Annotated in this window: 14 protein-coding genes; 13 read left to right on the top strand and 1 reads right to left on the bottom strand. The window is 58.3% G+C overall.

Annotated features, from left to right (window positions below):
- The first annotated feature begins 575 nt into the window (after positions 1 to 575).
- From L379_RS22495 to L379_RS22450, 10 genes are all read left to right on the top strand, one after another.
- On the top strand, positions 576 to 1,289 hold the full coding sequence (locus L379_RS22495) for a hypothetical protein (RefSeq protein WP_032652039.1): 714 nt from the start codon (positions 576 to 578) through the stop codon (positions 1,287 to 1,289).
- Positions 1,290 to 1,484: 195 nt separating this feature from the next.
- The gene (locus tag L379_RS22485) at positions 1,485 to 1,964 is read left to right on the top strand and encodes an Hcp family type VI secretion system effector (RefSeq protein ID WP_032652041.1); all 480 of its coding nucleotides are present in this window, start codon (positions 1,485 to 1,487) and stop codon (positions 1,962 to 1,964) included.
- Between the two features lie 107 nt (positions 1,965 to 2,071).
- Positions 2,072 to 2,170, top strand: a complete 99-nt coding sequence (gene ivbL / locus L379_RS25755; protein ID WP_057979964.1) for an ilvB operon leader peptide IvbL — start codon at positions 2,072 to 2,074, stop codon at positions 2,168 to 2,170.
- Positions 2,171 to 2,276: 106 nt separating this feature from the next.
- A complete protein-coding gene (gene ilvB / locus L379_RS22480; protein WP_032652042.1) occupies positions 2,277 to 3,965 on the top strand; it encodes an acetolactate synthase large subunit in 1,689 nt (562 codons plus the stop codon).
- 3 nt (positions 3,966 to 3,968) lie between these two features.
- Positions 3,969 to 4,256, top strand: a complete 288-nt coding sequence (gene ilvN / locus L379_RS22475) for an acetolactate synthase small subunit (RefSeq protein ID WP_015570113.1) — start codon at positions 3,969 to 3,971, stop codon at positions 4,254 to 4,256.
- An 82-nt stretch (positions 4,257 to 4,338) separates the two neighbouring features.
- Positions 4,339 to 4,932: a transcriptional regulator UhpA gene (gene uhpA, locus L379_RS22470; RefSeq protein WP_003861054.1), complete on the top strand. Its 594-nt coding sequence runs from the start codon at positions 4,339 to 4,341 to the stop codon at positions 4,930 to 4,932.
- Positions 4,929 to 6,434: a signal transduction histidine-protein kinase/phosphatase UhpB gene (gene uhpB, locus L379_RS22465; protein WP_017694010.1), complete on the top strand. Its 1,506-nt coding sequence runs from the start codon at positions 4,929 to 4,931 to the stop codon at positions 6,432 to 6,434. Before uhpA ends, uhpB begins: the two co-directional genes overlap by 4 nt.
- Positions 6,427 to 7,737, top strand: a complete 1,311-nt coding sequence (locus tag L379_RS22460; protein ID WP_017383677.1) for an MFS transporter — start codon at positions 6,427 to 6,429, stop codon at positions 7,735 to 7,737. The genes uhpB and L379_RS22460 overlap by 8 nt, the downstream gene beginning before the upstream one ends.
- A 132-nt stretch (positions 7,738 to 7,869) precedes the next feature.
- The gene (gene uhpT, locus L379_RS22455; protein WP_006808805.1) at positions 7,870 to 9,261 is read left to right on the top strand and encodes a hexose-6-phosphate:phosphate antiporter; all 1,392 of its coding nucleotides are present in this window, start codon (positions 7,870 to 7,872) and stop codon (positions 9,259 to 9,261) included.
- A gap of 169 nt (positions 9,262 to 9,430) precedes the next feature.
- Entirely contained in the window at positions 9,431 to 10,435 is a 1,005-nt protein-coding gene (locus L379_RS22450; RefSeq protein WP_032652044.1) for an alpha/beta fold hydrolase, read from the top strand.
- Here L379_RS22450 and L379_RS22445 read toward each other — a convergent pair.
- Positions 10,423 to 11,325, bottom strand: a complete 903-nt coding sequence (locus L379_RS22445) for a LysR family transcriptional regulator (RefSeq protein WP_032652046.1) — start codon at positions 11,323 to 11,325, stop codon at positions 10,423 to 10,425. The genes L379_RS22450 and L379_RS22445 overlap by 13 nt on opposite strands.
- 99 nt (positions 11,326 to 11,424) lie before the next feature.
- Between L379_RS22445 and L379_RS22440 the strand changes: the two genes are divergently transcribed.
- The 3 genes from L379_RS22440 (at position 11,425) to nepI (ending at position 13,853) form a co-directional block, all read left to right on the top strand.
- On the top strand, positions 11,425 to 11,877 hold the full coding sequence (locus L379_RS22440; protein WP_017383675.1) for a DUF1198 domain-containing protein: 453 nt from the start codon (positions 11,425 to 11,427) through the stop codon (positions 11,875 to 11,877).
- A gap of 97 nt (positions 11,878 to 11,974) precedes the next feature.
- Positions 11,975 to 12,493, top strand: a complete 519-nt coding sequence (locus tag L379_RS22435; RefSeq protein WP_032652049.1) for an SRPBCC domain-containing protein — start codon at positions 11,975 to 11,977, stop codon at positions 12,491 to 12,493.
- A gap of 169 nt (positions 12,494 to 12,662) precedes the next feature.
- Positions 12,663 to 13,853, top strand: coding sequence for a purine ribonucleoside efflux pump NepI (gene nepI, locus L379_RS22430; protein ID WP_015570108.1), 1,191 nt, complete (start codon positions 12,663 to 12,665; stop codon positions 13,851 to 13,853).

The raw sequence follows: 13,853 nt of genomic DNA on the forward strand, positions 1-13,853 counted from the left end.
GTAAACTGCGGCCCCCTCGCTCACTGCGAACACCCTCAGTATAGATAAATACTGTATGTATGAACAGTATTTTATGGACAAAATTTGGAAGGCGATCCATACTCAAAAACGTCAAAATCCGTGCCGGAATTGCGCGTTCGTCTTCGATCGCGTATACTTTTCGCGTTGACGTAACACAGTGTGTTCTGCGGCAACCAACCGCAAAACCCTGATAAAAACCTCGCTTAGGCGGGGTTTTTTGTTTTCAGGGCAGCCCAGAAAAGGTGCTTGTTGACTTATTGGCAATGGGTGCGGCTGGCATGCAGTATGATTCAATGATTAATTTAATAAGTTCTAATAAGCAGTGGTTCTGGTTCTAGGCCACTTATACAAGTTTACGTCTCTCAATACATAAACTCATTCCAGACATCAATACTCTTCTGAAAGTGAAAAAATGGTATCGACTATAATTGCAGTAAATAATAATGAACTAATTTATATTTTTCTTAAATATTTGCGGGGTTAACCCTCCCTAATTTGAATTATTCGATTTTTCATTGTACTATCTATAACCACGCGCATAGTATGGATACATTATGCAGGCATCTGATTATTTAAAGATGAAGTTCCAAAGCGACAGGCAGTTGGCTATTTATGGACAGCAGGGCGTAGCAGGGACATGGAAAGCATTACAGGGGATCGGCTCTGATATTTACTCAGGAATTGAGCGTGTAAGTTGGTACTCATCATGCTTAATCCCCAGCTATCACGATGTGTGTGACGAGCTTCTCTCAGAAGAAAAGAGAATGTACCTCTCAATTCTCTCGCTTTACCGTTATCGCGATGTAATAGCACACATGCTATATCTTTATTTTGAAAGTGTTATTTCCGATTCTGAAAATGGAAATGAACACAATCGCGTTCGTAAGATGGATTCAAAAGTAACCGGGCTTGTTAATAACATACCGACCAGCAAGGCCGCGCGTTTAGCGATAGCATGGGGTCTGGCCAAATCCCTTTCCGAATCTGGCCTGCTGTCTGAAATCGTCGTCGAACGGCTTGCACGCCGCGTACCTAACGTTGTCATGGCGCTTCAATTGATTGGAACGGAACAGAAGTGCGCTCTTGCTGCTCGTCGCCTGAAAACACTGAACCCTAAATATTACGCCACCCTCTATGCCGCACAACTGGAGATGCTTTACTACTTTTTTGAGCCTTTCCTGTCTGAACTCATTAAGAAGGTGCAGTTGGGATTCTATAAGGATTTCGATGCAATTTATAAAGACTTAAGGGGCAAGGAGCATGTTTAAAAGTCTGTTATCAATTCTATTTACGGATATTTTATTCCCTGTTTATATTTTTGCGTGCGCCTCTTTGTTCCTGTGGTTGGTACCTGACCACTGGGTCTTACTAACATTCATTGCTATCGTTGTGTTTATTATTGTTCACCCGATGATTTTTGGCCACTTTGATAAATACGATTAAATGTTATTAAAAGGATTTTTATGTCAAACCCAGCTTATTTGTTTTTAACAGATGAAAATGGTTCTCCCATGGTTGGCCCTTGCCTTGTGTCAGGGCGTGAAGGTGCAATTGAACTTAAAACGTTCACTCATAATGTCAACGTCCCGGTCGACGGGAATACCGGGAAATTGACGGGTACGCGTATACACATGCCCATCATGTTTCAAAAAGAATTTGATCGTGTAACCCCGCTTCTCTTTCGCACATTGAGTACGGGAAGAACGCTCAAGTCAGCCACTATTAAGATGTATCAGATTAATGAGGCGGGTTTTGAACAGGAGTATTTTAATATCTTCCTGGAGAATGTGAAAATAACCTCAATCACACCAGACCTGTATCCCGGCGCAAACACCGGAACCCACCTTGAAACGGTTCTCATACGCTACGAGAAAATCATCTGGAAGCATTGCGACGGCAATGTCATCTATAGTGACACCTGGAATGAGCGAGCAACGTACTGAAACGTGATCCCTGACGCATTTTTGCGCAGATGAAAATATTTCCATTGTCACATCCGAAAACCTGTGTTTGTATAAATTCAATCAATGATTCCAAACACAGGTCCCCAATGACTTCATCCATCTTCACTTCGACCCTACTAAAAACTGCGCAACCTGCCGCAGTGGTCGTCGTGCGTGTGGTGGTGGTCGTCGGCAATGCGCCGTAGGGACTGGATCAACACACGAATCCAAAACCCCGCCGGCGCAAACCGGGCGGGGTTTTTCGTTTAGGACCCTCCCCGGAAGGCTGGCTCAGAAGAAAAGGACTGGAGCATGGCAAGTTCGGGCACAACATCCACCAAGACGCGTTTTACAGGCGCGCAGCTGATTGTTCATTTACTGGAACGACAGGGCATCACCACCGTTGCGGGCATCCCGGGTGGGACCGTACTGCCGCTGTATGATGCGTTAAGCCAAAGCACACAGATCCGCCACGTGCTGGCGCGCCACGAGCAGGGCGCAGGCTTTATCGCCCAGGGCATGGCGCGTACCCAGGGTAAACCGGCGGTCTGTATGGCCTGTAGCGGGCCGGGCGCCACTAACCTGGTGACCGCCATCGCTGATGCGCGCCTCGACTCCATTCCGCTGATCTGCATTACCGGCCAGGTGCCGTCCTCGATGATCGGCACCGATGCGTTCCAGGAAGTGGATACCTACGGCATCTCTATTCCCATCACCAAACATAACTATTTAGTTCGCGATATCAGCGAGCTGCCTCAGGTTATCAGCGATGCGTTCCGCATTGCGCAGTCTGGCCGCCCGGGCCCGGTGTGGATAGACATTCCTAAGGATGTCCAGACCGCAGAAATTGAAATCGACGTTCTGCCGGAGCCGGGTGACCGTGCCCCCGCGCCAGAATTCAGCGCTGAGAGCGTGCGCGATGCGGCGGCGATGATCAACGCCGCCAAACGCCCGGTGCTCTATCTGGGCGGCGGGACGATCAACGCCGCGGATGAAATCCGCCAGTTCGCTGAAAAAGCTAATTTGCCCACCACCATGACCCTGATGGCGCTGGGTATGCTGCCAAAAGCGCACCCGCTCTCTCTCGGCATGCTGGGCATGCACGGCGCGCGCAGCACCAACTACATCCTGCAAGAGGCGGATTTGCTGATAGTTATGGGGGCGCGTTTTGATGACCGGGCGATTGGCAAAACCGAGCAGTTCTGCCCGAACGCCAAAATCATTCACGTGGATATCGACCGCGCCGAGCTGGGTAAAATCAAGCAGCCGCACGTGGCGATCCAGGGCGACGTGGCCGAGGTGCTGGCGCAGCTGATCCCGCAGACGGAGGCAACCGACCGCGCCGACTGGCGCCAGCTGGTGGCCGATCTGCAACGGGAGTTCCCGGGCGCTATCCCAATCGAGGGCGACCCGCTGAGCCACTATGGTCTTATCAACGCCGTCGCCGCCTGCGTGGATGACAGCGCGATTATCACCACCGACGTCGGCCAGCATCAGATGTGGACCGCTCAGGCGTATCCGCTGAACCGTCCGCGCCAGTGGCTGACCTCCGGCGGCCTTGGCACCATGGGCTTCGGCCTGCCAGCAGCGGTTGGCGCGGCGCTCGCCAACCCGGACCGCAAGGTGATCTGCTTCTCCGGTGACGGCAGCCTGATGATGAATATTCAGGAGATGGCGACGGCGGCCGAAAACCAGTTAGACGTTAAAATCATTCTGATGAACAACGAGGCGCTGGGTCTGGTGCACCAGCAGCAGAGCTTGTTCTATAAGCAGGGCGTGTTTGCGGCGATCTATCCGGGGATGATCAACTTTATGCAGATTGCCGCTGGTTTTGGCCTGCACACCTGCGATCTGAACGCCGAAGAAGATGCCCACGCGGCGTTGCAGGATGCGATTTCTCGCCCTGGCCCGGCGCTGATCCACGTGCGTATCGACCCTGAACAAAAAGTGTATCCGATGGTGCCGCCGGGTGCGGCAAATACTGAGATGGTGGGGGAATAAGCCATGCAGAAACAATGTGATAACGTCATTCTGGAACTCACCGTCCGCAACCACCCAGGCGTCATGACCCACGTCTGTGGGCTCTTTGCCCGTCGGGCGTTTAACGTGGAAGGCATTCTGTGCCTGCCGATTCAGGGCAGCGAGCACAGCCGCATCTGGCTACTGGTGAACGACGACCAGCGTCTGGAGCAGATGATGGCGCAGATCGACAAGCTGGAGGACGTCACCAAAGTGGCACGCAACCAGTCCGATCCCACCATGTTTAACAAAATTGCGGTGTTTTTCGAGTAAATCGCTTAAGGTAAGCGTCTTTCGCTCTTGTAGGCCGGATAAGCGCAGCGCCATCCGGCATTTTCAGACCGCAGGAACACGCATGACCACCATCGCCCTTATCGACGACCACCTTATCGTCCGCTCCGGCTTTGCCCAGCTTTTAAACCTCGAGCCGGATTTTCAGGTCGTGGCCGAGTTTGGCTCAGGACGCGAGGCGCTGGCGGGTCTGCCGGGACGCGGGGTGCAGGTCTGTATCTGCGATATCTCAATGCCGGACCTCTCCGGGCTGGAGCTGTTAAGCCAGCTGCCGAAAGGGATGGCGACGATTATGCTCTCGGTCCACGACAGCCCGGCACTGGTCGAGCAGGCGCTCAACGCGGGGGCGCGCGGGTTTCTCTCTAAACGCTGTAGCCCGGACGAGCTGATTGCCGCCGTGCGCACCGTCTCCACCGGCGGCTGCTACCTGACGCCGGATATTGCCATCAAGCTGGCGGCGGGACGGCAGGATCCGCTCACCAGACGCGAGCGCCAGGTGGCAGAGAAACTTGCCCAGGGCATGTCGGTGAAAGAGATTGCCGTAGAGCTGGGGCTGTCGCCAAAGACCGTTCACGTTCATCGCGCCAACCTGATGGAAAAACTCAACGTCAGTAACGATGTCGAGCTGGCGCGCCGTATGTTTGACAGCTGGCAATGAACTCCCTGTTTTCGCGGCTGATCGCCGTTGTTGCCAGCTTTTTCATCTTCTCCGCCGCGTGGTTCTGCCTGTGGAGTATCAGCCTGCATCTTGTCGAGCGCCCGGAGCTGGCGGTGCTGCTGTTCCCCTTTGGCCTGCGGCTGGGGCTAATGCTGCAATGCCCGCGCGGCTACTGGCCGGTGCTGCTGGGCGCAGAGTGGCTGATGCTGATCTGGCTGGCGCAGGAAGTGGCCCTCGCGCACCTGCCTTTATTGATGACCGGAAGCCTGCTCACGCTTATCCCGGTCGCCCTGATTTCCCGCTACCGTCACCAGCGCGACTGGCGCACGCTGCTGCGTCAGGGTGCGGCGCTGATTGCCGCCGCGCTGTTGCAGTCCCTGCCGTGGGTGGGTGAAAAGGAGGGGCTCAACGCCCTGCTGCTGACCCTCACCGGCGGCCTGACGCTGGCCCCGACCTGCCTTGTGATCTGGCATTACCTTACCAGCACCGTCTGGCAGCCGCTCGGCCCGGCGCTGGTCTCCCAGCCGGTGAACTGGCGCGCCCGGCACCTGATCTGGTATCTGCTGCTGTTTGTGGTGAGCCTGTGGTTGCAGCTTGGTCTGCCCGCTGAATTATCACGCTTCACGCCGTTTTGTCTGGCGCTGCCGATCATCGCCCTTGCCTGGCATTACGGCTGGCAGGGCGCATTGATCGCCACGCTGATGAACGCCATCGCGCTGATTGCCAGCCAGACCTGGCACGATCACCCGGTAGATCTGCTGCTCTCGCTGCTGGCTCAGAGCCTCACCGGGCTGCTGCTCGGCGCGGGCATACAGCGCCTGCGCGAGCTGAACCAGTCCCTCCAAGCCGAGCTGGCGCGCAACCGCCGTCTGGCGGAGCGTCTGCTGGAGACGGAAGAGAGCGTGCGCCAGGAGGTTGCTCGCGAATTGCACGATGATATCGGCCAGACCATCACCGCCATCCGCACCCAGGCGGGCATTGTTCAGCGCCTGGCGGCAGAAAACGCGGGCGTGAAGCAGGGCGGGGCGCATATCGAACAGCTTTCGCTGGGCGTCTATGATTCCGTTCGTCGCCTGTTAGGGCGGCTGCGCCCGCGCCAGCTTGACGATCTCTCGCTCGAGCAGGCAATACGCTCTCTGATGCGCGAGATGGAGCTGGAGAGCCGCGGGATTGTCAGCCATCTCGACTGGCGCATTAACGAACCTGCGCTGAGTGAAGGCCAGCGTGTGACGCTGTTCCGCGTCTGCCAGGAAGGGCTGAACAACATCGTCAAGCACGCCAGCGCCAGCGCGGTAACGATCCAGGGCTGGCAGCAGGACGAGCGCCTGATGCTGGTGATTGAAGACGACGGCTGCGGCCTGCCGCCGGGCTCCGGCCAGCAGGGGTTTGGCCTGGCGGGCATGCGCGAGCGCGTGAAGGCGCTGGGCGGCACGCTGACGATCTCCTGCACCCACGGAACGCGCGTCAGCGTCAGTTTGCCGTTAAGGACACACCATGTTTAAAACCCCCGCCAGCGCCGCCCCGCTAAGCAACAAAGCGGAAATCGATGCCCGCTATCGCTACTGGCGTCGCCATATCCTGATTACCATCTGGCTCGGCTACGCGCTGTTCTACTTCACCCGCAAAAGCTTCAACGCCGCCGCGCCGGAAATTCTCGCCAGCGGCGTGATGACGCGCACCGATATTGGCCTGCTGGCGACGCTGTTTTACATCACCTACGGCCTGTCGAAGTTCTTCTCCGGCATCGTCAGCGACCGCTCCAACGCGCGTTATTTTATGGGCGTCGGGCTGATCGCCACCGGGGTGGTGAACATCCTGTTTGGCTTCTCCACCTCGCTGTGGGCCTTTGCCCTGCTGTGGGCGCTGAACGCCTTTTTCCAGGGCTGGGGCGCGCCGGTCTGCGCCCGCCTGCTCACCGCCTGGTACTCACGCAACGAGCGCGGCGGCTGGTGGGCGATATGGAATACCGCGCATAACGTCGGCGGGGCGCTGATCCCGATGGTGGTCGGCGCGGCGGCGCTGCACTACGGCTGGCGCGCGGGGATGATGATTGCCGGTGGCCTCGCGATTGTCGCCGGACTGTTCCTCTGCTGGCGCCTGCGCGACAGGCCGCAAACCGTCGGCCTTCCACCGGTGGGCGACTGGCGGCACGACGAGATGGAGATCGCCCAGCAGCAGGAAGGGGCCGGGCTGTCCCGCCAGGAGATCCTCACCAAATACGTGCTGAAAAACCCGTACATCTGGCTGCTGTCGCTCTGCTACGTGCTGGTCTACGTGGTGCGCGCGGCGATCAACGACTGGGGCAATCTGTACATGTCCGAAACTCTCGGCGTGGACCTGGTGACCGCCAACTCGGCGGTGACGATGTTCGAGCTGGGCGGGTTTATCGGCGCGCTGGTGGCGGGCTGGGGCTCGGACAAGCTGTTCAACGGTAACCGCGGGCCGATGAACCTGATTTTTGCTGCCGGGATCTTACTCTCCGTCGGCTCGCTGTGGCTGATGCCGTTCGCCAGCTACGTGATGCAGGCGGCGTGCTTCTTCACCATCGGTTTTTTCGTCTTTGGCCCGCAGATGCTGATCGGCATGGCGGCGGCGGAGTGTTCCCACAAAGAGGCGGCAGGCGCGGCGACGGGCTTTGTCGGGCTGTTTGCCTACCTTGGCGCATCGCTCTCCGGCTGGCCGCTGGCGCGGGTGATCGACGTCTGGCACTGGAGCGGGTTCTTCGCGGTGATCGCCATCGCGGCGGGCATCTCCGCCCTGCTGTTGCTGCCGTTTTTGCACGCGCAGGCACCGCGCGAAGCGTGACGCGCCTCACCTTTTGCTGCCGAGACGCGCAAAACTAAGAAATTTTCCCGGTTTCACCTGGACGCTGTCTCAGGCATCTCTCCTGGCTGGTTTTTACAATGCTGCAAAAATCAGCTCAGGAGTAACTCAGTCATGCTGGCCTTCTTAAATCAGGTGCGCAAGCCGACCCTGGATCTGCCGCTCGACGTGCGGCGCAAGATGTGGTTCAAACCGTTCATGCAGTCCTATCTGGTGGTCTTCATCGGCTACCTGACCATGTACCTGATCCGCAAAAACTTTAACATCGCGCAGAACGACATGATCTCAACCTACGGGCTGAGCATGACGCAGCTGGGGATGATTGGCCTGGGCTTCTCCATCACCTACGGCGTGGGGAAAACGGTTGTGTCCTACTACGCGGACGGCAAAAATACCAAGCAGTTCCTGCCGTTTATGCTGATCCTCTCCGCCATCTGTATGCTCGGCTTTAGCGCCAGCATGGGCGCGGGCTCCGTCAGCCTGTTCCTGATGATCGCCTTCTACGCCCTGAGCGGTTTCTTCCAGAGCACCGGCGGGTCGTGCAGCTACTCCACCATCACCAAATGGACGCCGCGCCGCAAGCGGGGTTCGTACCTCGGCATGTGGAACATCTCCCACAACCTCGGCGGAGCGGGCGCGGCCGGCGTGGCGCTGTTCGGTGCGAACTACCTGTTCGACGGCCACGTGATTGGCATGTTTATCTTCCCGTCGATTATCGCCCTGATTGTCGGCTTTATCGGCCTGCGCTACGGCAGCGATTCCCCGGAATCCTACGGCCTCGGCAAAGCTGAAGAGCTGTTCGGGGAGGAGATCAGCGAGGAGGACAAAGAGACCGAAGAAAACGAGATGTCCAAATGGCAGATCTTTGTTGAGTACGTGCTGAAAAACAAAGTGATCTGGCTGCTCTGCTTCTCGAACATCTTCCTGTACGTGGTGCGTATCGGTATCGACCAGTGGTCCACCGTGTATGCCTTCCAGGAGCTGAAGCTCTCGAAAGAGGTGGCGATTCAGGGCTTCACCCTGTTCGAAGTAGGCGCGCTGGTCGGTACCCTGCTGTGGGGCTGGCTCTCGGACCTCGCCAACGGCCGTCGCGCGCTGGTGGCCTGCGTCGCGCTGGCGCTGATTATCGCCACGCTCGGCGTTTACCAGCACGCCAGCAACCAGTACGTTTACCTGGCGTCGCTGTTTGCGCTCGGCTTCCTGGTGTTCGGTCCGCAACTGCTGATCGGCGTGGCGGCGGTTGGCTTTGTGCCGAAAAAAGCGATCGGCGCAGCCGATGGGATTAAGGGCACCTTCGCCTACCTGATCGGCGACAGCTTCGCCAAGCTCGGTCTGGGCATGATCGCCGACGGCACGCCAATTTTCGGCCTCACCGGCTGGGCGGGCACCTTCGCCGCGCTGGATGCGGCAGCGATTGGCTGTATCGTCCTGATGGCGATGGTTGCGGTGCTGGAAGAGCGTAAGATCCGCCGCGAGAATCGTGCGCAGAAATTAAAAGTAGCCTGAGTGTGCAGGTAACTTCTTTGCCCGGTGTGTGATGCCGGGCTTTTTTATTTTTCACGGCCTGCCTTTTACCTTTACCCCGCTTTACACACCCGCCCTTCTCCATGCTCTACAGTTTTTTTGCTGCCGCCTTTCGTGCAGCCTTAGCCCCTTTTGCTAACGGAGAGCTTGCATGTTGACCCGACGATTGTCCTGCCTGGCGCTGTTGATGGCGCTGGCCTCCCCCGCAATGGCCGCGGATGCCCCCACCTACGGCGAGAAGCTGGAAGGTTTTGACTACGGCTGGCCGGTAAAACACTTTACCTTTACCTCGCAGAACCAGCCTCTGGATATGGCTTACCTGGACGTGAAGCCGGAAAAACCCAACGGCCGCACCGTGGTGCTGATGCACGGCAAAAACTTCTGCGCTGGCACCTGGGACGGCACGATCCGCGCGCTTTCAGCCAGCGGGTATCGCGTGATCGCACCCGACCAGATCGGCTTCTGCAAATCCACTAAGCCGGAGCATTATCAGTACACCTTCCAGCAGCTGGCTGATAATACCCACGCGCTGCTGAAAACGCTGGGCGTCGATCGCGTCACGGTTATCGGCCATTCGACCGGCGGCATGCTGGCGACCCGCTACGCGCTGATGTGGCCGCAGCAGGTGGAGCAGCTGGTGATGGTGAACCCAATAGGGCTTGAAGACTGGAAAGCGCGCGGCGTGCCGCATATTACGGTCGACCAGTGGTACCAGCGCGAGCTGAAAGTCAGCGCCGACGGTATTCGTCAGTACGAGAAAAACACCTACTACGCCGGGGAGTGGAGGCCGGAGTACGAGCGCTGGGTCACCATGCTTGCCGGGTTAAACAACGGGCCGGGCAAAGCGCGCGTGGCGTGGAACTCGGCGCTGCTCTACGACATGATTTATACCCAGCCGGTCGTCTATGAATTTAACGAGCTGAAGATGCCAGTATTATTGATGATCGGCACGAAGGACAACACCGCCATCGGGAAAGATCTCGCCCCACCGGAGATCCGCAAGACGCTCGGTAACTACGCGGTGCTGGGCAAAGAGACGGCGAAGCGTATCCCGCACCCGACGCTGGTTGAATTTAACGACATGGGCCACGCGCCGCAGATGCAGGATCCTGCACGCTTCCACGAGGCGCTGCTGAAAGGGCTTCAGGCGCGCTGACTGGTCTCCAGCAACAGCCCGCGCAGCCACGCCTGCGCGAGGTTGCGGTGCGTTCTGCCGTGCCAGGCCATGCTTTTGATAAAACCGGGCACGGGAACCGGCGTCTCGCAGACGAACATCCCCGTCTGCTTTTCCGCTATGCGTGATGGCACAACGGCAATCATATCGCTGAGGGCCAGCACGTCCGGCAGGACTAAAAAGTTACTCACCGATAAGCCAACATGCCGCGTTCGGCCAGTTTTCTCCAGCGCGCCATCCGTTACGCCGCGAAAACCGTCGCCCTCGTAAGAGACCAGCACATGCTCCAGGGCGCAAAACCGGTCTAACGTCATGGGCTGTCCGGCATCCGGATGGTCAGCACGCATCATGCAAACGTACCGTTCATCATAAAGCGCCCGGCTGTGAAGCTCGTCAGGCGTGGTATGCGGGGTGATCAGCGCCACGTCGACAGAGCCTTGTTCGAGCTGGCTGACCAGACGGTCAGATTCCACAGGCACCACGCGCACGCGAATACCCGGCGCCTGCACCTTAAGCGCAGCGATAAACGGCACGACGACCGCGCGCAGGGCGTAGTCGGTCGCGGCAAGCGTGAAGGTGAACGTTGCGGTGAGCGGATCAAAGGCGATCGGCTGAAGCAGCTCGTCGATATCTGCCAGAATGCGTTTGACGGGAGCCGCCATTGCTTCCGCCCGGGTGGTAGGCACGATGCCGTGCGGCGCGCGGATAAACAGCGGGTCTTCAAAGTAATCCCGCAGGCGGTTAAGCATGCCGCTTACCGCTGGCTGGGTCAGGGCAAGACGCGCCGCCGCGCGGGTGACGCTGCGTTCGTCCAGCAGGGCATCCAGCGTTTTCAGCAGGTTAAGATCCAGCGTGCGCAGATCCGCTTTCATGACGTTTTTCCACCTCTTTTCCGTTTACTATTATGGCGCTGCCCGCTGTTGACGCGCTGCGTTTCCCGCTATGATGGGCGGCTAGTCTAAGGAGAACGCATGGTCTGGATAATGCTGGCAACGCTTGCCGTGGTGTTTGTGGTTGGATTTCGTGTCCTGACCTCAGACTCCCGCCGCGCCATCAAACGTTTAAGCGAGCGGCTGGGGATCACCCCGATGCCGGTCGAGTCGATGATTGACCAGTTCGGTAAAACGCCGGGCAATGAGTTTATCCGCTATCTTGAACGCCCCGACGAGGCGCATCTGCAAAATGCCGCCCAGGTGCTGCTGATCTGGCAGGTCTGCATCGTCGACGCCAGCGAAGAGAATCTGCATACCTGGCACCGCATGCTGCGTAAAGCCCGTCTGGCCGCGCCGATCACCGACGCGCAAATCCGCCTCGCGCTCGGCTTTATGCGCGAGATAGAGCCAGACCCGCAGGAGTTCAACGCCTTCCAGCTGCGCTACAACCAACTTTTCCTGCCGGAAGAGGGCGTGTTTTACCTGCACTGATATCACAAAACGTGATGAAGAGTATAAAGCATCGTCATTAGATTTATATCACCCGCAGGCGCACCATCACCTTATCAACTAACCGATGAGGTGAACCATGAAACAATCCGCCATTATCTGGCCGAACGACTACCTGCCCGGCACCACCGATAACTTTGCCTCCAACGAAATCATCGTCGCCGGGCTGAGCGCAAAAGAGATTTGGGCGCAGCTCAACGACACCACCCTGTGGCCGAACTACTACAGCAACGCCGAAGATATCCGTTTTCACGACGGCAGCGGCCCGGCGCTGAGCGCCAACGCCTGCTTCCGCTTCACCACCTTTGGCTTCCCGGTTGAGGCGCAGGTGACGGAGTATGTTCCGCCCGTGGAGGGCGAAGCCGCGCGTATCGCGTGGCACGGCTGGGTAGAAGGGGATGCAAATTCGCGTCTGGACGTGATCCACGCCTGGCTGTTTGAAGACCTGCCGGGAAACCGCGTGCGCATTCTGACTCAGGAGTCGCAGAAAGGCGTGCCGGCGCAGGAATTAGCGCGCACGGTGCCAAACCCAATGATTAACGGGCATCAGGAGTGGATCGTGGGATTAGCGAATGCCGCTCTTAAGGCTCGCGGGTAATTTTGCCCGGTGGCGCTTTGCTTACCGGGCCTACAAGCCCGTAGGCCGGCGCAAGCGCAGCGCCGCCCGGCATTAAAAAACGACAAAAGTTGTCGAAACGTTAAATTCGTCACACTTTTGATGATAAACTGCGCGACTTTTCCGCACGTTTTTATCTTCAGGTGATGCCATGACAGAACATACCCAGCCCACGACTACACCGCAGGCCAAAGAGGTTTCACGCCCCAACTGGTCGGCGGTTTTCTCCGTGGCATTTTGCGTCGCCTGCCTGATCACCGTCGAGTTCCTGCCGGTCAGCCTGCTGACGCCGATGGCGCAGGATCTGGGCATTTCCGAGGGCGTGGCGGGGCAGTCCGTGACCGTCACCGCGTTTGTGGCGATGTTCGCCAGCCTGTTTATCACGCAGGCGATCGGCACCATTGACCGTCGCAAGGTGGTTATTCTGTTCAGCGTGCTGCTGACGCTCTCCTGCCTGCTGGTCTCTTTCGCTGAAAGCTTCACCCTGCTGCTGCTCGGCCGTGCCTGCCTGGGGCTGGGATTAGGCGGCTTCTGGGCGATGTCCGCCTCGCTGACCATGCGCCTGGTGCCCGCGCGTACGGTGCCAAAAGCCTTGTCCGTTATCTTCGGTGCGGTCTCGATCGCGCTGGTGATCGCCGCGCCGCTGGGCAGTTTCCTCGGTGGAATTATCGGCTGGCGCAACGTCTTTAACGCGGCGGCGGTGATGGGCGTGCTGTGCATTATCTGGGTGTGGAAGGCGCTGCCGTCCCTTCCGGGGGAAGCGGCGCACCACAAACAGAACATGTTCGCGCTGCTGAAGCGCCCGGGCGTGCTGGCGGGGATGACCGCCATCTTCATGGCCTTTGCCGGGCAGTTTGCTTTCTTCACCTATATCCGCCCGGTGTATATGACCATGGCGGGCTTTGACGTGGACGGCCTGACGCTGGTGCTCCTGAGCTTCGGGATCGCCAGTTTTGTCGGCACCTCGCTGTCGTCCCAGTTCCTGAAGCGCTCCCTGAAGGTGGCGCTGGCGGGTGCCCCGCTGGTGCTGGCGATCAGCGCCGCGGTGCTGGTGTTGTGGGGCAGCGATAAGTGGGTGGCTTCGGCGATCGCGATTATCTGGGGCTTTGCCTTTGCGCTGGTGCCGGTGGGCTGGTCGACGTGGATCACCCGCTCGCTTGCCGATCAGGCGGAAAAAGCCGGGTCGATTCAGGTGGCGGTGATCCAGCTGGCGAATACCTGCGGCGCGGCGGTGGGCGGCGTAGCGCTCGACCACCTGGGGCTGACCTCGCCGCTGGTAATTTCCGGCACGTTGATGCTGCTGACCGCGCTGCTGGTGGCGGGGAAGGTTAAGGCGAAGTAG

Source organism: Enterobacter sp. MGH 33, assembly GCF_000534535.1.
Taxonomy (GTDB): domain Bacteria; phylum Pseudomonadota; class Gammaproteobacteria; order Enterobacterales; family Enterobacteriaceae; genus Enterobacter; species Enterobacter hormaechei_C.

Coding starts and splice junctions, on each gene's coding strand:
- L379_RS22460 (WP_017383677.1), top strand. CDS start 6,427: ATGTTTAAAACCCCCGCCAGCGCCGCCCCGCTAAGCAACAAAGCGGAA.
- L379_RS22445 (WP_032652046.1), bottom strand. CDS start 11,325: ATGAAAGCGGATCTGCGCACGCTGGATCTTAACCTGCTGAAAACGCTG.
- ivbL (WP_057979964.1), top strand. CDS start 2,072: ATGACTTCATCCATCTTCACTTCGACCCTACTAAAAACTGCGCAACCT.
- L379_RS22495 (WP_032652039.1), top strand. CDS start 576: ATGCAGGCATCTGATTATTTAAAGATGAAGTTCCAAAGCGACAGGCAG.
- L379_RS22435 (WP_032652049.1), top strand. CDS start 11,975: ATGAAACAATCCGCCATTATCTGGCCGAACGACTACCTGCCCGGCACC.
- ilvB (WP_032652042.1), top strand. CDS start 2,277: ATGGCAAGTTCGGGCACAACATCCACCAAGACGCGTTTTACAGGCGCG.
- ilvN (WP_015570113.1), top strand. CDS start 3,969: ATGCAGAAACAATGTGATAACGTCATTCTGGAACTCACCGTCCGCAAC.
- L379_RS22450 (WP_032652044.1), top strand. CDS start 9,431: ATGTTGACCCGACGATTGTCCTGCCTGGCGCTGTTGATGGCGCTGGCC.
- L379_RS22440 (WP_017383675.1), top strand. CDS start 11,425: ATGGTCTGGATAATGCTGGCAACGCTTGCCGTGGTGTTTGTGGTTGGA.
- L379_RS22485 (WP_032652041.1), top strand. CDS start 1,485: ATGTCAAACCCAGCTTATTTGTTTTTAACAGATGAAAATGGTTCTCCC.
- nepI (WP_015570108.1), top strand. CDS start 12,663: ATGACAGAACATACCCAGCCCACGACTACACCGCAGGCCAAAGAGGTT.
- uhpA (WP_003861054.1), top strand. CDS start 4,339: ATGACCACCATCGCCCTTATCGACGACCACCTTATCGTCCGCTCCGGC.
- uhpB (WP_017694010.1), top strand. CDS start 4,929: ATGAACTCCCTGTTTTCGCGGCTGATCGCCGTTGTTGCCAGCTTTTTC.
- uhpT (WP_006808805.1), top strand. CDS start 7,870: ATGCTGGCCTTCTTAAATCAGGTGCGCAAGCCGACCCTGGATCTGCCG.